Origin of the sequence: Nostoc sp. JL23 (assembly GCF_017115065.1) — a bacterium.
Classification (GTDB): domain Bacteria; phylum Cyanobacteriota; class Cyanobacteriia; order Cyanobacteriales; family Nostocaceae; genus Nostoc; species Nostoc punctiforme_A.
The window spans coordinates 58,317-77,150 of the sequence record NZ_JABXKN010000015.1 but is presented as its reverse complement, the minus strand read 5'-3'; the positions used below and the strand labels follow the sequence as shown (position 1 = coordinate 77,150).

Here is an 18,834-nt window from a genome sequence, read left to right as displayed (position 1 = left end):
CAGCAAAATGGATGAGATACAAATTTCAATCTCTGAATCGGATGTCGTTAATATTGACCTAGATTCAAATCAGGTTGAAACCCTAGAGCAAAGAATCTACAAATCTTACAAGTATATGTCGCCACTCGCCCGAAAAATTTTTCACTTACTTGACAATACAGGGCAATCAGTTAGATGTTTATCAGAAAAAGCTGAATGTGAATATACAACCACCAGTAAATATCTCAAGAAGTTTTATGAATTACAGATAGTCGGGCGTTCAGCAGCGCCAGCTTCTGCTGCAAATACAAAACGCACAGGGAGGAGAGAATTTTTCTACTTCATTGATTATGAGGTTACTGAAATCTCATCAAAAATAATTAAAGGGCAAAACCGGATTTCACCTCAGTTTAAGGGACAGTATCAATCGCTGGGTTTGCTTGCAAGTAAACTGAAAGAGTTTGTTGTCTTACTAGAAAGACTCGAAAACTTAGAACAAGAAGTGCGTGAACTTCTTGGATCTGATGAAGTAGCAGAACTTTTGATAGCCAGACTCAAAGGTGGGCGTTCAACTTTGCCCTAAAGTCTTTCTTGGGTTAGTCCTTGTCAGATCCCTTCATCTATTAATTTGACATTTCTAGCTGACTGATTAACTGACTGGGCGATCGCTACGGCGAGAAACTACGCAAGACATAATAGTGTTTATGATTCCAATGAGGCTGAATATGGCAGGGCTTTATCTAGTGGATGGAAAGGTGTGCGAGCTAACTGACGTAAGATTCAATTTTCTAGGAATGAAAGCATCTGGAGTTACTCTAACTTTCTATGAATGCGCCCGATCTAGAGAGGTGGCTTCTCCTACAATTGAAACCTTTGCGAAGCATTGGAGCTTTCCCAATCCTATAAATGTTGCAACGCTAGGTATGGTACCAGATTCAACCAAATTACAAGCGCTTGGTAAACTAGGCATCAAGGCTTATGTACGTTGAGCAATAGGCGTAAGCCATAATTTTGCCTCTGCAATCCGCCGACGACGTAAACCCGCTTCCACGTTGCTACCAGGATTGCAGTACAAGCTAAAAACTCGTGTTACTTCTTTGACATCGCCCCAAAGATCAGAATTTTTCAGCAGTCTACTGATGCTACTAAAGCCAGAAGTATTGTAAAAATTGCTACCTAAATTGTAACCGAAGCTTAAGATTGCCCCTTTCTGGTTTATCGTCAGGTCATCCCAGGAAGGGATTTTTTGCAGGGGAGGGAGATAATTTTTCTCTAGCTGGGTGATGAGCATTTCATCAGCTTGAGCTTGGGTGATGGTTTCCCCTAATTTCCAGTTGCTCCCTGATAGCTTTTTGGTGGCTCCCCAGCCGATTGTGATGGGTTTGTCCCCTGTCAGCGGATCGGGGTAGGCTTTGAGGAAACAGCCCTCGAATTCTTTGATTAGATTTACGCCAGGTGTTGGTAGGTTTGTCATGGAAGGCGATCGCATACATCACGCTCATAATTCCTCCCGTCACCGCAGGTAATTACTTGATGATTCTGCTGTAAGGCAAGACCATAGAACAGCTAGAGTTAATAGTTGGTAGCAAATGTTTACGAGCGTACTTATCAAGCGGCTTGCTCCAATTGCCATAAGCCTCCCCATCCTCTACCGTCCACTGAACCGAAACCATAACTTGGGCTGCAATCTCGTCAGACTTGAAAAATGGTAGCCAGTATTGACGATGGTAAATAATGTATCCTCCATTAAGTCCAGCCCAACTTCTGGCAAATACCCATCGGTAAAACATAATAATTTAAGCTTTATCTAACTCCCAGTTCCTTTGATGATTATGGTATCTCCTAAACAATGTGAGCGAACCCTCATTGTCGTTCACTATACTGATACAAAAATTGGCGATTGCGCCCCATTTGACCACTTGGGCGTGATTACTAAGAATTATCAGTGCAACAGCCCTAAGTCTGAGCGGCTTACGCTGACTCAAATCATAGAAATATTGCTAGACGACCCAAAAAAGCACTATGCAGTGTTTGGAGATATACCAGGCTCCTCGAAAATAGAGCATGGAGAGGTTGCTAGCTTGACATTATTCGTCAGTGACTACGAATCAGTTGTCAAGTCGCCTTGTCCAACTCCCTCAGTACAAAACTTGCCACATAAGGATATAACTGATTCTTCTGCCACTGTGATTTCGGCTCAAATATTCGAGCGTAAAACCGCGCTGGATACGCCACGCCACCTGTGAAGTTCGTTTGTGCTCCCCCAGATGCGATCGCCCTCGTCCTCGCTCCCTGCTCAACAAAGTCCTGAATGCTGTCATCAACTGTGATGCGGTAGTTGCCTTGAGTACGTCTTAGGCGATCGCATTCCCCAAATATCGCCCCAATCGCATACCACTGCTGAGTTGTCACCATTGCCGAGATTGTCCAAATATGCTTTGGTTCATACACCGGGCCAGAGTCTAAGGATGCGCCGACGATGCTGTAGTCGGTTTCTCCAGTGGTGGCTGGGATGCGATCATATGACACAAATCGCTTCAGGATGACAGAGATGCTGCTGATAGAGAGGGTTAGTTGCCGCATGAAAAATTTTTCAGGGATGGAGTTAAAATCAGATTTCCTATCTTTCTGGGTTATGACTGGAACTGAACTTTTTCAATGGCTTGAGGATAACTTCACGCACCACCATACTGTGCAGTATGAAAAAGCAGATATTAAGGATAGTTTTAACGGTGAAGAGAAAGCAGCGCTGATAGCACTTTTTGAAGCATATAAGGCTACAGGGACAATTGATGGCGTGTTGCTAGCAGTGATTTGGCTAGGCGAGAAAGATGAAGCGATTTTTTATCTTGATAAGATTCTGAGAAATTTTTAACAGTGCTAAATTCAGGAGTTAGGAGCTATGAATTTAAAAATTGATCCAACGCGCTGGGCAAACAAAGAAGAATGGGAGGGGACAGGGGTATATGTCAGAGCTACGTTTGCTGACGGCAGTTGCGGAGTCGTCGAAATATCCCACCTTGAAAAAGCTTCCTTGCTTGATTGGCTCAAAAGTACAGGTGGGGATAACCGAATTGCTGAAAACTGCGTAGGCATTCTACTGGGGCACGGAAGTCTTCATGAATCCCAAGAAGTGCAGCTTCCACCAGTTTACAACCCTGAAGAGACAAGCTGACCTCGTGACATATCGCTCATTAATTTCGCCGCATCATCAACAGGATTTGGAGTTTGCACAGTGAGCGATCGCGGTGTATTGGCAAGTTGTAAGATGCGATCGCCGCCGTCGCAATATCCTTGTTTTGGATGAGCTGTAACAAGGCGCAGTGGTTGAAAAATTCTTTCCTCAAGTGCCGCGATCGCTTTGTTTGGAATACTCGACTTGATTGGATAACTAGTTATCCAATTGTAAAACAAGCGATCACTTGTTTTTAGTGCAACTGAACTTACGGAACAAATCGATATAGAGGGGTAGAGGCGATAGGATGGTAAGCAGTAACACAAAAGAAGACATCTGCTGGTAAGACAGATAGCAGACAAGCGCAAGACAAGTCGTGATACTTGAAGTTTATAAAATTCTTTAAAAAATGCTCTTAAGGCTTAAACGCTTAAAAGCTTTTGCCAGACTGGCTTGCGCCTTAGATAATCTACTGATAATTTTATAAAAAAAATATAAAATACTCACTTCAAGTGCGGAAGACAGCAGACCATTGCTGTCTTACAATAAGAGAGACACGATAAGACAATCGATTTAGTTTGTCAAGGTAAAGAAAATTCTTTACTGAGTCTTGTCATTTACTCTAAAAAGTACTTTTTAGCATATTTTTATAACTGCCTAAGCAGTTCTTTGCGTCCTCTTGCCAGCTAGCCAAGTTCAACAACTGCATGAAGTTTCCTGAATCACCCCGTGTCAGATATACCTGCAACCCTCTTGTGGAAGTAATCTGCCAGCTTCGATTTCCCAAGATATTAAAAATCGAAAAAGAAGCTCCTGTAGATTTTCAGGAAGCGGTGAGATTAGAATATCCAGTTTTCAATACTTCTCAATCAATCGATTTGTCGCTTTTGTCAAGTCCACAGCCTAACTCACCATCAGTTGTATTAGGGCAAAGTTTTGCGTATGAGTTCGCTGATAAAACAGGAGAATGGAAACTTACTCTAGGAAGTGATTTTATAGCTCTTTCTACGCCGAAATATGAAAGCTGGGAGGATTTCAGAAAACGATTATTGAGCGCTGTTGAGGTACTGACTAAATGCTACAATCCTTCACACTTTACGAGGATTGGCTTGAGATACGAAAACCTTATTATACGCTCTGAGCTTGGCTTGGAAAATCGCCCGTGGCGGGAGTTGTTCAACCCCCCAGTTTTAGGAGTATTTGTAACTGAGAATTTGTCAGAGAAAGACTTTACCGAAACATTTTTGTATTTTAAGTGTCGTCTGGATTATGCAGATGCAATGGTGAATGTTCGGTGCGGACTTGGAATAAAAAATACACCTAATGCAACTAATGAACCCGGTTATTTCATAGATGCTGATTTTAATGCTGAGAAGACAACGGAGATAAAAGATGCCACAACCTACCTTGATCGATTCAACCGAGAAGCTGGAAACCTCTTCCAATGGTGCATCACTCCCACCTTACATCAGTCTTTACAACCAAAATCCATTGAAAGATAGATATGGTCAAACCTCGGCGAAGATATCAATACCTTTAGCTTATGAGAGTGGCGAACCAACAAGTATTTTGCCATCACGCGTGTTGCTGAACGCATTAAAAAAATACTATTTTCAATACGCTAAAGATAAATTTTTAATTGACTACTATACTCTTTTGAATTTATTTGAGCAAAAAGCTATATCAGTTCAAAACTGGGATAAAACATTATTATCTCCTACATCAGCCGTTCCTCCAATGAGGGTGATAGAACTAAATGATTTTCCCGACGAAATCAAAGGCTATCTTGACGAGTTGCTTGCAAATAAAAAAGACAAAGATACCCTATATGAAATTGCAGAAAAAATAGTTGAGTGGCTGAGTGATAGCTCAGAAGAATATCAAGCCAAACTAGCTATAGAACTTGATAAAATGCCTTCAACCGCTAGCCGCATTCTCATAGTGTCGTTACGGAATGCAGAATTCCAAATCAATAATAAAAATTTACTTGATGCCATTAGTCGTTTTTTGAAATCAGAAGATAAACTTTTAGCCCAGTCCTCTGCGGCCTGCCTTTTAGCTTGTGGTGGTTCTTTAGGTGAGAACATAGTGCAAACGGCACTCTCATCTCAAGATTTACCACACTCTCGGTTGATTCAAGGCATAATGGGACTATTAAGTTAATATCCCCTCATTTCATGAAATTGAACGCCATCCCTTGGTGCTTCAGAAAGTTGTACCAAGGATATAAGCGACCTAAATACCTAGTACGCCTTTGTAGGAGCTTAGGAGATTTTGAACCGATTGTAAGTGAGGCAAAAAACTCTGCCGATAGTAACTGGAGTCAGGATTTAATCCAACAAGTTATCGAGCAAGCACTAGGAGGTGAAGCTTCAGGTATCTCTACTTATGAAGCCGATACAATCGATGCTTTTGATAGCGGACATGCTCTTGCAGTAGTAGCAGAAGGTATAAATCAAGGCAAGCTTCGTGTTAGCAAAGGTAGCAAACGAGACTCAAAGACTACTAGAGGCTCTTTAATCATTCCAGTAAGCTCTCTCCCAAAAACAACCCACTATGAATTTACTCCTGAAAATAATTTAAATTTTTACCCAGCCAACCATCGGCATTTCGATCTAGATATCAAGGATTCGGAAGAACTGGCAATTACAATCCTAAATGGTATTCGCGATCTAAGTATCAAACCTACTTTTATTGCAAATGATAAAAAATACAATGTAAATTATCGGCTTATGTGGGCCATCGCTTACTCGCACTGCCTTAAAGTTTTTGGAACATTGAATCACTCTAAACCGCCTACTAATTGGGCAGATGGTCAAGACCTGACAGCATCTGAGCAAATTGAAACTCTTCAATACGTGGCACAAGTAGGATAAATCGACAGTTGTATAAAATTTTGTCACTCAGATATCTATAGAAGATATCGTTAAGCTTTAAATAACGGGATTACAGTAGCAGTAGTGAAGGCTTGTATTCAACAACAGACAGACCAAGAACAACTATATCTTCAGTCCTAAAAAATTTTTCACATTCCCCCCGCCAAAACTTGACCGCGTGACATCCTATTCATCAAGTCTGCTGCATCATCTACAGGGTTGGGAGTTTGTACAGTAAGACTTCGCGGTGTGCTGGCGACAAGAGCCATAGAATCAATCAGCTTGTCTAGCCTTTGCTCAATCCCCTGATTCGCCATCTTCAGCGCCTCCACGAATTGATTGCCACTACTAGACTCACGCGGTTGAATGCTGGCTGAAGATACAGAGGCAGTTGTTTTGTCCATTGGGGGCATATCAGCAATGGTAGATGTGGGGAATTTCGCCGATTGACTCGGCAGTTTCATTCCCTCACGCTGGCGCTGGTAGCCCTCAAATAAGTTTTCTCCCGGCTTGAGGTTAAGGCTGGGTATCGGATTGGACTCAAAACTTTTAGGAAGCGCCAACGTGGGATTAACCCTTCCTGCCTTATCTTCAGCCGTTGATAGGCTCATCGGTCTACGTGCTTTTTCTCCGGCTTCTACCAAATCCAGTGCAGTACTGCGTTCGCGTCTTTTTTCCCCAGCTTGAAAGTTTTGATTTTCCGTACTTTGAGTGACTTTCTGCTCTTGAGTCGAATTTGCGGCAATTTCCCCTTGATCATTAAGGTTGGCTTGGGCACTCTCGACACGCCGATCGCCCAAAACAACCTCTTTATTAGCAAGCTCGACCCCAATTTTGGCGGTTTCAATTGCCAGAGGGTCTTTTTTAGCGATCGCAATCTTCAACGCCGCATCAGCTTCTAATTTAGATTTTTGGGCTGCAAGCTGATACCCTTGGGCTTCATACAAAGCAATTTGGGCAGCAATTTTCTGGCGTCTAAGGTCATTTTCTAAGGTCTTGCGCTGAAACTCTTGCTCACGAGCCATACTTGCTTGTTTTTCAAGAGCGTTCGCTGCCTCAGCAGCCGCTTTCCTTTCTTCAATTTGCAGCTCGTAATTTTCGGGAGTACCTCTTTCGTATCCCATCTTATCAAGTTGCTCTTTGATGGCTCTTTTGGTTCGCCCCTTAGTTTTTGGGTCTTTGAGTTTTTCAACCAATCTCGAAGCATCGTTAGTATCGGCGTTTTGATTTTCAGCAGAACTAGTTGTAGCATCCGACAAAGCCTTAGATAGACTGTTGCGTGACTGAAGTAGCTTGTTAGTGCGTTCTAGGCTTTGGTTATAAAGTTCGAGTTTCGCCTTAGATTCATCAAGTTGACTCTGCTGCTTTTTAAAGCGATTCTCTTCAGTTTGGAGAATGCGCTGAATATTGTGCTCTACGCTCTCCCTGTACTTCTCCTCACCCTCAATTTTGAGCTTGGTAAGTTGTGAATCTAAAGCAGCTATTTCGTCTTTCGCATCCTTCTCATTTTTGACGCGAGACTTGATAAATTTAATCTTATCAACCACCTCCTGTTGGTCAACTTTATTTTTATCAATTGCCGCTTGGTCTTGGGCTTGTGGGGTCAATCCTGCCTTCAGGAGCTTTTTGTCAATTGCAGTGCTAGCAATGGTTTTATTAGTAGAAATATTGCGCTCAACAATGGCACGATATTTCTCCTCAGCCGCAATTTTTAGATCAATTAGTTGCTGGTGGCTTCGGGCTAATTCAAGATTGAGAGCCATCTGCTGCTCGGCAAACTCCCTAGCACCCCGGCGTCCTTCTTTGTATTCTTGTTGATTTTGAGCAATCTTGGTTTTGACAAGGGCGGTGTTATCAACAGCCGCTTTTTGGTCAATGGAGTTTTGGTCTAAGTCAGCGCTGTCTTTGGTACTCGCAGTTATTCCTGAAGTCAGCAGCCTAGTTTTAATCCCAGTACTGCTAGCAGTTTGAGAAAGAGCGATCGCCGACTCGGCTTTTTTGTTAATAAACTCAATATCTTTGAGACGACGTGCTATGACTGCTTGCTGTACAGCAAGTCTGTTCTCGGCTTCTTGCTTCTCTAGTTCGGTTTGTTGGGTCGTGAGTTCACGCTGTTTTTCAGCGAATCTTTCAGCAGATATTGCGCCTTGATCGTGATAGGTATAAAGCGATCGCAATTGAAGAGAAAGGTTTTTTTCTTGCGATTTAGTGCTAGCTAATTGAATCCGGGAAATTTTTTCATTAGCGACTTCTTCAGTTATTGTCCTAGCAGTTTGAGCATTTTTAACGGCTGTAATCTTCTGGTTTTCTGCCTTTTGGGTAGCTGCACGCGAATTAGCTGCTGACTCATCAATGCTGAACAACGAATTATCTTGAACAACTTGGCTACGCCTTGTTTTTGTGTCAACAGTAGTCTGTTGGGCTTCAGTTAACTTAGTCTTCGCCTCACGACCGGCTTTTAGTTTTTCTAATATCCCCTTGTCACTTTCATCTGTAGTGTTCTTTAATACATCGTCAATTTTGGCGACGTTGGCATCTGGGGATACTCCTAGCCGTTTTAGCGTGGTTTGAAAATCCGGTTTCGAGGTTTCTGCTTCATAACCTTTGACAAACTCAAGAGACTTGGCTTCGTCAACTTGAGCCGATTTATATTCGTCATCGGCATTCTTAAAGGCAAGCGCTCTTGTAGCTAGTTTGTTGCTGGAGAAGCCAGCGATCGCTTCTCGTGAATTGGTTAGTTTGCGCTTTGAAAGGTTTTCTTTGTTTTTCTCCTGCCCCTCAGCCAGAGCTAAGTTTAACTCACGTAGCGATTGAGTGAATGCCCTGATTGGGTCAATCCGTAATGAGCCTAGTGCTTCCTCTAAGTTGGCTTTAAGTTGCTCTTGTGGTTTAAGTTGTCTTTGCAGTTCAACACGCTGCTTGTCTGCTGCTGCTTGACCACCCATGTTAGCAATCTTGTCAGGATTATTAAGTTGCTCTATCTGCGTTTTAATTGAATTGATTTTCTGTGTTGTGTCGTTGAGCAGAAAAGTTAAAGGTTTGCCTGCTTCGGCGCGTTGGTCGTTGAGTCCGTTAATTTTTAAATTACTTGCTCCAAGCTGCTGTTTAAATTGAGCCGGAACAGCTTGACCTTTGTCTACAAAATCCCTTTTTATTTTGGCTTGCAGTATAGCCCTTTCTTCCTCTGCTACTTTTAGCTGGGCATCAATAGGGCGTAACTTTCCAGCCTCTCCCGTACCTGTTTTGAATTGAGCAAGTAGTAATCGTGCATCACCTAAGTTCTCTGCATATGATAGACCTTGCTCTTGAATATTATTAACGGCGCTGTCTCTTTCGTATTCTCCCCAAGTTTTAATTTTTTTGCCAAAACCCCCCATACTTCCAGGTACGAGTAAATTGCCCAATCTGAAATTATTGTTGCCAGCATTCAAGGCTCCAATCAAATACTTATCTACGAACTGACCTACGCCGTTAGTTGCTACAGGGTCGAGTCCTTGGGTTTTCCCGCGTTCAAGCTCGGCATTTTCTTTTTCAGCAAAAGTGCGAATTTTTGAACCTGTGGCAGAATTGATTGGCGCGATCGCATATTTATCAAGGAATCTTTCTACACCACCAGATGCTTCAGGCTTAGGCTTTTGGAAAAACTTCTTGGTTTCTTCGGCGGATCTTTTAGCCGCATCAGCCGCTTTTTGAAACGATTGCACCAACTCGGTATTAATTGCCTGATTTAAAAGATTAACAACTTCCAAGACTGCAAAGATGCCAGCAGCCCATTTAACTGAAGCTGAATTATTGAGAGTCTGTCCGAAGGCTTTCATTCCACCAGTCAATCCGACTTGTGCAAAATTGACTTTAATCATCTCAGATAAAACAGCGCCAAGGGCAGACAACATCTTGCCTGACAAAACCAGAGATACCGATAAAAGAATAAAGCCGAGTTCTTTAGCGACAGATGCGATTCCTTTGAGTACGACGGCAAAAACATTTAACCCCGCCGTAGCAGCTGGTGCAATACCTTCACCAACTCCTTGCTGTAAACTCAAGAACGCATTCTCTACCCCAAATATTGCACTCTGAGCATTACCCGCAGCATCTTTGGCTGCATCCCCAAACTCACTCTGCAACTGTTTTGCAAAACGCGGTAAAAAATCCTGAGACAACACAGATCCTGTGTCGAGTAACTTAGTAAATTCTGCCTCAGTTACACCCATCGCCCTAGCAGCAATTCCCATCGCACCCGGCAATCGTTCGCCTAGTTGGCTGTTACCACTCCAACAGGTTTTGCCCGATCTGCGGACGTAAAGCGTAGTAAGCGGAACCTCTACGCAAAATACCTCATCGTCAAATTCAACCCATTCTAGACTTGATGGATCTACCAGTACTTCTGCACCACTATCAAAGTCAGTCAAATAGAAATATGGTTGATTTCCTAAGTCTTTAGCTTTGACTATTTTGAACTTAGACTCATTGGCTGCTCTTACAACCATTCGGTGATCGGGAGTTATGAGTAAATCTATTTCTTCTGAATTCACGCGAAGCATCAAGCCAATGTAGCGATACCTGATTGTCCGAGTAGGTGATTGAAATTCAATTTCTCCAGTTTCTAAATTTTGAGAAGCAAACAAATCGCGATCGCTTACCTCATCCCAACGAACCCATCCTCTAGATGTCAGTACTTCAGTATTAGAATCGTAACACCGTAATTCTTCGGACGACACCTTCCCCTTCGAGATCATCTGGCTCAACGCCAGAATCGAGCCTTGGGTATTGTCAGCACTCAAACCAAGCACAGTACTGGCTTGGGAAATCCCCGTGAATAACTCACGAGTGCCTTTACCTTCCATTGCCGAACCCCGGGCCGCCGATGCTAGTTGTACAAACCCCTCTGCTGAAGCCTTCAGTGGAACCCTCAAATCTTCAACCGTTTTCCTGACAAACGCCAGATTCTGAGCGCCCCCCGCACTACCCCCTGATGCGAAATTGAGTGCGGTTTTGAGGCGATCGAGTTCCACGAATGCTTTAAAGGCATCTGTCGCAAGATTGGTAAAAAATCCTTGCAGAAAACTGGAAACTTGAAATGCAAGTACTCCCTTAAGAAGAGTGAAAATATTTGGCAACATCTGCCTAAACTTATCAGCGCCTCCCAAAATCACATCAAAAGGATTTCTTGGCGGAGGTGGCTCACCCAGAAGCTTTAAATTCTCCCTGATTAGAGCATTCTGCTTTTCCAGTTCCTTAATATTTTGCTGTTTGGATGCGTCTGACGCCCCAGCGATCGCACCACGCAAATTTTTGGCGACTGGTTCAAGTTCTCTACCATTTTTGATATTGGGTTGGATATCTGCAAGGCGTTGTTTGTCAGCATCAATCCTACCTGTCAAGTCTTCTGCTTTCCCACTTAATCGCTGTAAATCTCCAGATGTCAGCTTTGGATCTTTTCCTGATTGAGCGCGTTTAATTTGGTTAAGTACTGCGTTCAATCGGCGTTCGTTCTGCTGAATTTGCTTTTGAATGAGTTGCGCTTCTTTCTCCTGAGCTTTACCAAGTGCAATTTGAGCATCAATATCAGTCAATAGAACTTGCGCTTGTTGCCCCAAATATTCAGCCTGCTTAGTAAGTGCGCTAACCCTAGCAAGCCTAAATTCTTTACCAAGACCCTTAAAGAACGATCGCTCTGGAAGCTTGGGCAAATCGCTCTCAACTCTTGGGGCTTCAGTCTCAATGGTGGGTGCATCGATATTGCCCCCATAACCGCGCTGAATTTTTTTAATCGTGCGGCGAGTGCGGCGAGAAGAATATGCCTCATCGTAAGCCACGCCTGTTTCAATACCTGCAACTTGCTGATTGGTTTCCTGCTCTAGTTGTTCAAGCGCCTTATTTGCGCGTTTAGCCGCCCGATTTGAGTTTTTGAATATACCTTTGAGTACGTTCTTGGCACGACGTTCAGCAGCGCGGGTTTGCCGCTCAAAATCCCGCAATGCCTCATCAGAAACCTCAAATAGCTCCACCCCTTGAGATTGTCCAACACCTTGAGCTTGTGGTAGACCCAGAGAACTTGATCCAGTCTGTTTTGCTCTGAGCGCTGGTGAGTATGTTCTGTATTGGCGCTCGATTGTACCTTTGAATTGCCCAAGCTTCTGCCGCGCCTCACCTGATAAATCTGTGCGCTTGAGTTGTTCGCCAACAAGAGCAATTTGCTCATCAATGTTCGTCAACGTACTTCCAGCTAATTCTGAATTGGTGACTTTGCGCTTTGCTGCTGGGCCTTTAAAAGATTGTTTGAGGTTTGCGGTAATCGTGGCTTGAGTGGCTTGTACTTGCTTGAGTAATTCAGTCTCGGTTGGCACGCCGCCTGATTTAATGCCAGATTTCAATCCCTGCTGAATACTTTTGAATACCTGCTCGAAGTAGCGTTCGGCAAACACATAAGCATCCTCCTCAAGCGATCGCACTACTTCGACATCGCTGCTTGTTGCGCCCAATGCTCCTTTTTTGAAAAATTCTGCTGAAGCGGCAATTTTACTACCTAATTTTTGCTTCTCTGTTTGATTGGCCTTGGCTAATTCAAACCCTGGATTGGCGGATTGTGCAAGCTGTCTTTCACCGAATCCTCCCTGCATTGCATGGCGCAACTCATGGACTAGGGTTTTTATGGTATCTGGCGCTATAATCCCTTTGGTTAAAGCATCGTGGGTTGAAGCGGGGAGAGTAACTGCGTTATTGAAACTAGTATATTTGCCAGAAAATTTTGCGTCGGCGGGCCCCCTGATAAGTTGAGGGATTTTATTGGCAGGGATGTTGATCCCAGCTAACTGCTGAAATTGAGCAAGTACATCTTGAAAAATTTTTGGTGCAGGAGTAGCGACCACAGCAGGAGTCTGTTTAACCAAGTCCTCAACTTGATTCGTTTGCCAAGAGTTGACATTTCTGGGTTTTGCCCTCACCCTAGTCGTCCGTGCTTGTACTTCTTGGGGTGCGTCTAAAAGCCTTTGAGCTAAAGCTGCACGCTCCTGCTCTAGCGAGTCTTTTAGTCGTTTGCGCTCCTGAACAAATTCACCAGATGATTCCTGTTTAATTTTTAGGTTCTCAGAAATATTGCTTTTATAGGCTGATATTTCTTGCTGTACTGCATTTACTCTTAATCCAGACTTTTTACTCTCTAATAGTGAGTTTTTTGCACCAGCATTATCTCCTGTCTGTAGTGCTGCGATCGCTTCCGCTTTTAACCTTGCTTCCTCCTGTTTATAGGCTTTAAGCCTGACTCGCGCTTCCTTGATATTTTCTTGCTGGATTTTTATATTGCCATCTAACCTAGCAACAATGCCATTTGCCTTCACAGCGGATTCAATGAGTGCAAATTCGACGTTATCAACGCCACTAGTATTGGCTCCTGCCATCTTGAGCTTGCCAACAGCGCCATTCGTCTCGCCCAATAATCCAGCTATCTGCTGCTGTAAAAATTGCTCTGCTTTTTTAGCCTCACCAAGTGCGCTAGATGCCTGAGCGATTTGCAAATCAATTTTGTCAACAGCAAGCTTTATTTCCTCTGTTTCTGTCCCCGTCGCCACAAGTAGTTCTCTATCCGCTTGCAGAGTGCTTAACTGTGATGATTTTGACTTGACTTCCTGTTGATATTGGGGCAGGATTTCTTGCTTAATTTTCTGGGCTTGCTGCTGTCTTTGGGGCGCGTTGGCGATCGCTGTTTGTAATTGAAGCCCAAGTTCTCGCTGAGATAATTTTTGCTGCTGTTGCTGCCTCTGTTTATTTTTTTGCACCCCTGCCTGAGATGCAATCAATTGCTCGGATTCACCTACAATGCTGGTAATTTGTCCGGCTAAATCCTGCTTTAATTTTTGCAGTGGTGCGCTATTAAGGATGGCTCCTGCAATTTTTCCGCCAACTGTATTTCCTAATTTGGGGATGGCTGAGGTGATTAGCTTCTCGCCCAACAAATCAAAACTGCCGATGATTGGGCCAAGCTGAGACTCGATCCCTCTACCCAATCCTGCCCCAAGTTGCTTAGAAAGCTGCAAGCCCACGCCTTCAAAAACACCTGTGGCAATTCCTTTAAGAGGGGCAAGCAGTGTGTCACCAATGCCACTGAATATCTTAGAAAAAGTGCTAGGAGGTTTAGGGCGAGACTTTTTAAAGCCTTCTTCAATTGCACTTGTGATTTTCTCTCCAATTCCCGCCGACGTAATATTTTTTAAAGGATTGAAGTCGCCGGAATTAACATCTACATCAACCCTGATTTTGGACTTTTTAAAATAGCCCTCAATCTTATTAACAACGCCCTTGAGCTTAGACTCATCAACTGAATCTAAACCCTGCATCAATCCGGCGATCGCATATTTACCAATCTCCCTAAAAACTTTAGACGGCGACTGAATCCCCAATTGCTTATTGACCGACTTAACCATCGAGTCAATTGCCGATTTTCCCGCACCCTCAACCCCAGAAAACCCCTGAGTAAAACCGTCAGCCGCATATTTACCAATCGTCTCAAACTGTTGTCTTACCTTAGATTCATCAACTTTAATATCAACGGTGACAGGCGTTATCTTTGACAACCGTCGCAGCTTTTCTTGGAAGTCTTTGACGTTGGGCGCTAGGTCAACTTTGATAGGGTCGATACTGCTATTGAGCTTTTTGATTTGTTGGTCAAAAGTCTTGGTATCTATTTCAAGGGGGATAAAAACGGGTGAAACTAGCTTGGATAACCCCTTGATTTGTCGTTCAAAATCTTTGGTATCTAATTTGATGCGATATGCAATTTGACCTGCATCAGTCGCTTGCAACTTCTTCAAGTCGCTGTCGAATTGGGAACGGTCAAGGTTTAATTTAATTGAAGCGGAGCCTAAACTTCCCATGATTGCGATCGCAGCATTACATCAACCAATGGGTTCCCTGTTTAAGATAATAAAAGTATTTAAATGTCAGTAATTACCATGAAAACATTAGAGCAAGAATGGCTTGAATACGCCTCAAAAGTTTTGCCCAAAGGCTGTTCTCCTATCCAGAGGCAGGAAACGCGGCGGGCTTATTACGCTGGTATATGGACACTTTTACAAATGGTGAAAGAACTCGGAGATGAAGAGGTAAGCGAGGAGCAGGGAGCGCAAGAACTAGATAAACTTGAAAATGAGTGTGCAAGCTTTATATCTCAAGTCGGCAAAAAATACTGATATCCATGCCTCATGAAAAATTTTTCATGAGGTGACTTCAAATTCCTCATCCAGATCCAGACTTCATTTGATGCCTAGAAAACTTAAAAAACGTATTGTCCCAAATCCCCGACAGCCATTGACCAAGAAAGCTAAAAGGGCGATCTTGAAGTATGTTGAGATAAAAACAGCAAGATTTCCCAACATTTATGCTGTGATAGAGCAAACCTTAATAGCTGAGAAGATGCGGCGAGAGAATCTTTATGGGTGGCTAGAATCCAAGGGCTACAAATGGAAGGGACTGTTTTGGGAGAATAACACAGACTCGTGATTACTACTGATGAAAAATTTTTCATTAGCTAATAACTGCAAACTCCCCATCAAGCACCCACGCTTCGCCCAATGCCGGGACTTTAACCACCCCGCCATCTGTGACGATCGCCCCACTCACACCATCAACAAAGCCCAATTGGAACCGCACCAACCCATTATCAACAACCGGCTGTAGCAGCACCACGCCCTCACCAATCCACACAAGGGGCGTACAAGGATCGCTATTACGGGATTTGGACAGCTTGTCAACAGGTGCGATCGCCACACACCATCCAGGCAATTTACCCGCGTCAGCCAATGCAAAGAAGGCATTAGCAGCAGTTGAGGAAATCCTTTCCCCATCATCATCAGCAGGAGTGAAGTAAAAGAAATCACTCGGTTTCGCCGCTTCAGATTTCGGATCGCGGTTGGAATTGACAAAGCACGATGTGAGAGTGGCAATACCTAACTCAGCTAGGTGTAACTCTTCACGGTGCAACTTAGCGCCATAGTGCAGCGCTTGTAAAATTACCCAGGTTGGCTGGCTTCCAAATCTTCCTTCACTAAATCTTTCTTCTTGCGGCCAGTAGCGGCGGACTCTCCAGTAGATTTCTCCCCAGTCGGGATCTCTGGGTTCGGTATCGAGTTTCCCAGTTCTTCTTCCGTGATTGGGGCCACATCTGTGGGCCAGCCAGCTTCTTCATTTTTGGCGAATTCAACAATCAGAGTCAGCAATTGCGGATGAAGTTGATTTGGATCGCCAGTATTCTCAAGCTTCCAATCCGGTACTAACCGTTGAATTACAGTAGTAGCCAGCACTAAATTACGTGCAGAAGAATTTTCGTCCATTAAGTCTTGAAAGGTTACAAATTGCTCCAAGTACTCTTCTAAAGACTTACTATCTCCTTGAGTCAGTGCATTGAAAATTTCAATCACTTTTTTGCCTGATTTAACAGCGATCTCGCTTGCCAATTTCACGGCGGCAATGCGAATATCTGCTAGGTTAGCTGCTTTAATAAAAATACGTTCATTGGGGCTGATGTCGCCATATTTTGGCAATTCCAATTCACCGATTTGGGAATTTCCTACAGTAACTTTTTCAAATTCTTGAGGAGAAGTCTTGAAAGGAAGTTTAAGCATATCAGTTATCAGTTATTAGTTATCAGTTGTCAGTTATCAGTTAACGAGTTCCCGCAGAGGGAATTGTCCAGTCATCCACTGGACATATTAGAATTGTCCAGTAGACAACTGGACAAGTTAACAATGACCCGACAAACCATCAAAATATCTAGCCTACAGCAGCGTTACAAACTGAACTCTAGGCAAGCCGTTAACAACCGAATCAATGGATTAAACATAGAACCAATAAAACGAGGGGAAATATCTGCCGAACAATTAGACCTACTGGACAGACTGGACAAGCATATTCGGAGTGGGGGTGCGATCGCTGATTTCCCAATTCAGCCAGAAGTTCAAGTAGAAGCACTGGACAAACTGGACAAACTGGAACAGGACATTGAATTTAACAACAGTGATGCGATGCCTGCGGCGGGCTACGCCAACGCCATCAACATCATGGCAGAACTAATGGAAAAAATGATGTCTTACGCCTACGCAAGGGATTCATCGCCATTGACTAATTACGAGGAACTAGAAAAAGCAGCAGAATTTGAATGGATATTGCCCACTTCTAAAATTAAAGAACTGATAGGAGTTTCCCCAAAAGCGGCAAAGGATGGTGATACTTTCATTCGCGGGAGCTTCGCCTTTATAAAGCTAGGAAAAGTTGGGAATGAAACTGGCTGGCAGGTATTGAAACAAGTGCCTATAGCGCAGCGTTAGCGAGTCCGCGAGCGTCACCTTGGTTTAACACAGCTATTTCCTGCCCGCCAATCAACTTAGCAGCAACGAAGAGAGCATCAGTTGGTAAGTGGTCTTTGCCAATGCTCAAACTAGCTGCTAGCACAGCTTTGAGCTGCATTTCCGACAAGTATTCAATCACCAAAGCGATCGCTTGCTTCAACTGCTCAGAAATATCTTCCTTCTCTTCATCAATAATTTCAGCATTGATTGGTTCAAGCGACTGAGATTCAGGAACTAGTTCTTTTTTTACGAAGGCAAAGTCACCGTTAGAAGTCTTGCACAGAAGGATATCACCGTGATTTAACTCCTGCTTTACCTCGACTGTTTCCCCGTAGCAGGGGTGGTTTTTTAGTGCTACCTTATACTTTGGCGTTGGTTCTGGCGGCGGTGCTTCCGGTTTGGGTTCGGCGGTAGCCAGGGATAAAGCACTTCTAAGAGAAAGTAGTGGCGACTCAGCTTCGACACGCGTGTCTAAAGTGGCGGTGATTTTCTCCCAGTTTTTCGCAATTACCATTAAGCGATTAGCATGGCGATGGGTGAAATGACAGTTAGCAGTAACCCACCCGCCAAACTCTCCATAAGGCAAAAAGCTCTTGACTTTAAGTAATATTTCTCCTGCTTTTTTATCACTTGCGATCGCAGATGTTAAAGCCTCAATACCAGCTTGATAAAATTCCTTAGACTGGCTAAAAGCCTCATTAATATTAATAGCTAATTCTGTTAAGTTCATAATGTTTCTTTTAAAATAGATAGGCGAATTTTAGTTAACCCCAGATTAATATAAGCCCTGATTTTCTCTTGGCTTTTATTTTGCTTTTTAGCAATATCAGCAATACTCGTGGAATGCAAAAACTTTTCCACAATAGCCACTCTCTGATTAGGTTGGAGATTAACTAAATGCTTTAATATTATTTCTTCATCACGTTCTGCCTCATCTGGCTGGACTGGTTCGTGAAGTAGTTCATCCAAGCTAATCGTTATATTGCTGTCAATAGCATCAATTTCTCGCCATTTTTCTTCACTTATTCCAAGTCCCAGTGCGATTTGCAAAGTATCAGATTCTCTACCAAGAGAGGCAAGTGATCGCTGTATTCTACGTACTTTCGCCTTAGTTTCAAGAGCAGTTCTAGGAAGTTTTACACTTTGCCACTGGTCACGGAGAAAATGCTGAATTTCCCCTTGGATATAAGGAATAGCGAAGGAGCTAAAGGCGTTTCCTGTACCTGAATCGAAGCGATCGGCGGCTTTCAAAAGCCCGATATAACCCAATTGATATAAATCCTCATAAGGCTCCCGACACACTTGAGCCATGCGATGTACCACTCGATGCACCAATTTTTCATTTTTCTCGGCGAGTATATTCCGCTTATTAACTGGCGATCGCATTTTTTCGTAACCAAATATATCATCAGGGTATTTGGTGGCAAGTAATACAGTCATTAGAGGGAGTACGGAAACTTGATAT

18 protein-coding genes are annotated in these 18,834 nt (G+C 43.3%); 9 read left to right on the top strand and 9 right to left on the bottom strand.

The features are described from left to right. Positions 1–7 precede the first annotated feature (7 nt). Positions 8–562, top strand: a complete 555-nt coding sequence (locus HWQ42_RS01930; protein ID WP_292808837.1) for a hypothetical protein — start codon at positions 8–10, stop codon at positions 560–562. A 393-nt stretch (positions 563–955) separates the two neighbouring features. On the opposite strand, the gene HWQ42_RS01925 is transcribed toward HWQ42_RS01930, so the two are convergent. The 3 genes from HWQ42_RS01925 to HWQ42_RS01915 form a co-directional block, all read right to left on the bottom strand. Continuing rightward, positions 956–1,453, bottom strand: coding sequence for a lysozyme (locus tag HWQ42_RS01925; protein ID WP_367119031.1), 498 nt, complete (start codon positions 1,451–1,453; stop codon positions 956–958). 52 nt (positions 1,454–1,505) lie between these two features. Beyond that, positions 1,506–1,769, bottom strand: a complete 264-nt coding sequence (locus tag HWQ42_RS01920; protein ID WP_292808835.1) for a hypothetical protein — start codon at positions 1,767–1,769, stop codon at positions 1,506–1,508. 325 nt (positions 1,770–2,094) lie between these two features. Further along, the gene (locus HWQ42_RS01915; RefSeq protein WP_292808833.1) at positions 2,095–2,562 is read right to left on the bottom strand and encodes a hypothetical protein; all 468 of its coding nucleotides are present in this window, start codon (positions 2,560–2,562) and stop codon (positions 2,095–2,097) included. On the opposite strand from HWQ42_RS01915, the gene HWQ42_RS01910 reads away from it, so the two are divergent. Together HWQ42_RS01910 and HWQ42_RS01905 are read left to right on the top strand one after the other, a co-directional pair. Next, complete coding sequence (locus HWQ42_RS01910) at positions 2,561–2,854, top strand: hypothetical protein (RefSeq protein ID WP_292808831.1); 294 nt, start codon at positions 2,561–2,563, stop codon at positions 2,852–2,854. The genes HWQ42_RS01915 and HWQ42_RS01910 overlap by 2 nt on opposite strands. Before the next feature lie 27 nt (positions 2,855–2,881). Next, positions 2,882–3,154 carry a hypothetical protein gene (locus HWQ42_RS01905; RefSeq protein WP_292808829.1) on the top strand — a complete coding sequence of 91 codons (273 nt, stop codon included), beginning with the start codon at positions 2,882–2,884 and terminating at the stop codon, positions 3,152–3,154. On the opposite strand, the gene HWQ42_RS01900 is transcribed toward HWQ42_RS01905, so the two are convergent. Continuing rightward, positions 3,130–3,393 (bottom strand): hypothetical protein, encoded by a 264-nt coding sequence (locus HWQ42_RS01900; RefSeq protein ID WP_292808828.1) that lies wholly within the window; start codon positions 3,391–3,393, stop codon positions 3,130–3,132. The two genes, HWQ42_RS01905 and HWQ42_RS01900, sit on opposite strands and share 25 nt — an antisense overlap. 468 nt (positions 3,394–3,861) lie before the next feature. Here HWQ42_RS01900 and HWQ42_RS01895 point away from each other — a divergent pair, with 468 nt between their 5' ends. The 3 genes from HWQ42_RS01895 to HWQ42_RS01885 are packed head-to-tail and all read left to right on the top strand — an operon-like array spanning position 3,862 to position 6,030. Next, on the top strand, positions 3,862–4,656 hold the full coding sequence (locus tag HWQ42_RS01895) for a TIGR04255 family protein (RefSeq protein WP_292808826.1): 795 nt from the start codon (positions 3,862–3,864) through the stop codon (positions 4,654–4,656). After that, positions 4,646–5,317 carry a hypothetical protein gene (locus tag HWQ42_RS01890; RefSeq protein WP_292808824.1) on the top strand — a complete coding sequence of 224 codons (672 nt, stop codon included), beginning with the start codon at positions 4,646–4,648 and terminating at the stop codon, positions 5,315–5,317. Before HWQ42_RS01895 ends, HWQ42_RS01890 begins: the two co-directional genes overlap by 11 nt. A 14-nt stretch (positions 5,318–5,331) precedes the next feature. Continuing rightward, complete coding sequence (locus HWQ42_RS01885) at positions 5,332–6,030, top strand: hypothetical protein (protein ID WP_292808822.1); 699 nt, start codon at positions 5,332–5,334, stop codon at positions 6,028–6,030. A gap of 149 nt (positions 6,031–6,179) precedes the next feature. Here the strand turns inward: HWQ42_RS01885 and HWQ42_RS01880 are convergent, their stop codons facing one another. Then, the gene (locus HWQ42_RS01880; protein ID WP_292808820.1) at positions 6,180–14,900 is read right to left on the bottom strand and encodes a tape measure protein; all 8,721 of its coding nucleotides are present in this window, start codon (positions 14,898–14,900) and stop codon (positions 6,180–6,182) included. A gap of 78 nt (positions 14,901–14,978) precedes the next feature. Here HWQ42_RS01880 and HWQ42_RS01875 point away from each other — a divergent pair, with 78 nt between their 5' ends. Beyond that, positions 14,979–15,215 carry a hypothetical protein gene (locus HWQ42_RS01875; RefSeq protein WP_292808819.1) on the top strand — a complete coding sequence of 79 codons (237 nt, stop codon included), beginning with the start codon at positions 14,979–14,981 and terminating at the stop codon, positions 15,213–15,215. Between the two features lie 70 nt (positions 15,216–15,285). Continuing rightward, positions 15,286–15,525, top strand: coding sequence for a hypothetical protein (locus HWQ42_RS01870; RefSeq protein ID WP_292808817.1), 240 nt, complete (start codon positions 15,286–15,288; stop codon positions 15,523–15,525). A 24-nt stretch (positions 15,526–15,549) separates the two neighbouring features. Here the strand turns inward: HWQ42_RS01870 and HWQ42_RS01865 are convergent, their stop codons facing one another. Both HWQ42_RS01865 and HWQ42_RS01860 read right to left on the bottom strand, forming a co-directional pair. Then, positions 15,550–16,005 carry a hypothetical protein gene (locus HWQ42_RS01865; RefSeq protein WP_292808815.1) on the bottom strand — a complete coding sequence of 152 codons (456 nt, stop codon included), beginning with the start codon at positions 16,003–16,005 and terminating at the stop codon, positions 15,550–15,552. A 29-nt stretch (positions 16,006–16,034) separates the two neighbouring features. Then, positions 16,035–16,646, bottom strand: coding sequence for a hypothetical protein (locus tag HWQ42_RS01860; protein ID WP_292808814.1), 612 nt, complete (start codon positions 16,644–16,646; stop codon positions 16,035–16,037). A 123-nt stretch (positions 16,647–16,769) separates the two neighbouring features. On the opposite strand from HWQ42_RS01860, the gene HWQ42_RS01855 reads away from it, so the two are divergent. After that, complete coding sequence (locus HWQ42_RS01855; RefSeq protein ID WP_292808812.1) at positions 16,770–17,348, top strand: hypothetical protein; 579 nt, start codon at positions 16,770–16,772, stop codon at positions 17,346–17,348. Here the strand turns inward: HWQ42_RS01855 and HWQ42_RS01850 are convergent. Both HWQ42_RS01850 and HWQ42_RS01845 read right to left on the bottom strand, forming a co-directional pair. Next, positions 17,332–18,099 carry a DUF3102 domain-containing protein gene (locus HWQ42_RS01850; protein WP_292808810.1) on the bottom strand — a complete coding sequence of 256 codons (768 nt, stop codon included), beginning with the start codon at positions 18,097–18,099 and terminating at the stop codon, positions 17,332–17,334. The two genes, HWQ42_RS01855 and HWQ42_RS01850, sit on opposite strands and share 17 nt — an antisense overlap. Then, positions 18,096–18,809, bottom strand: a complete 714-nt coding sequence (locus HWQ42_RS01845; RefSeq protein ID WP_292808808.1) for a sigma-70 family RNA polymerase sigma factor — start codon at positions 18,807–18,809, stop codon at positions 18,096–18,098. Before HWQ42_RS01845 ends, HWQ42_RS01850 begins: the two co-directional genes overlap by 4 nt. Positions 18,810–18,834: the final 25 nt, after the last annotated feature.

Coding starts and splice junctions, on each gene's coding strand:
- HWQ42_RS01930 (WP_292808837.1), top strand. CDS start 8: ATGGATGAGATACAAATTTCAATCTCTGAATCGGATGTCGTTAATATT.
- HWQ42_RS01925 (WP_367119031.1), bottom strand. CDS start 1,453: ATGACAAACCTACCAACACCTGGCGTAAATCTAATCAAAGAATTCGAG.
- HWQ42_RS01920 (WP_292808835.1), bottom strand. CDS start 1,769: ATGTTTTACCGATGGGTATTTGCCAGAAGTTGGGCTGGACTTAATGGA.
- HWQ42_RS01910 (WP_292808831.1), top strand. CDS start 2,561: ATGAAAAATTTTTCAGGGATGGAGTTAAAATCAGATTTCCTATCTTTC.
- HWQ42_RS01915 (WP_292808833.1), bottom strand. CDS start 2,562: ATGCGGCAACTAACCCTCTCTATCAGCAGCATCTCTGTCATCCTGAAG.
- HWQ42_RS01905 (WP_292808829.1), top strand. CDS start 2,882: ATGAATTTAAAAATTGATCCAACGCGCTGGGCAAACAAAGAAGAATGG.
- HWQ42_RS01895 (WP_292808826.1), top strand. CDS start 3,862: ATGAAGTTTCCTGAATCACCCCGTGTCAGATATACCTGCAACCCTCTT.
- HWQ42_RS01885 (WP_292808822.1), top strand. CDS start 5,332: ATGAAATTGAACGCCATCCCTTGGTGCTTCAGAAAGTTGTACCAAGGA.
- HWQ42_RS01880 (WP_292808820.1), bottom strand. CDS start 14,900: ATGGGAAGTTTAGGCTCCGCTTCAATTAAATTAAACCTTGACCGTTCC.
- HWQ42_RS01875 (WP_292808819.1), top strand. CDS start 14,979: ATGAAAACATTAGAGCAAGAATGGCTTGAATACGCCTCAAAAGTTTTG.
- HWQ42_RS01870 (WP_292808817.1), top strand. CDS start 15,286: ATGCCTAGAAAACTTAAAAAACGTATTGTCCCAAATCCCCGACAGCCA.
- HWQ42_RS01860 (WP_292808814.1), bottom strand. CDS start 16,646: ATGCTTAAACTTCCTTTCAAGACTTCTCCTCAAGAATTTGAAAAAGTT.
- HWQ42_RS01855 (WP_292808812.1), top strand. CDS start 16,770: ATGACCCGACAAACCATCAAAATATCTAGCCTACAGCAGCGTTACAAA.
- HWQ42_RS01850 (WP_292808810.1), bottom strand. CDS start 18,099: ATGAACTTAACAGAATTAGCTATTAATATTAATGAGGCTTTTAGCCAG.
- HWQ42_RS01845 (WP_292808808.1), bottom strand. CDS start 18,809: ATGACTGTATTACTTGCCACCAAATACCCTGATGATATATTTGGTTAC.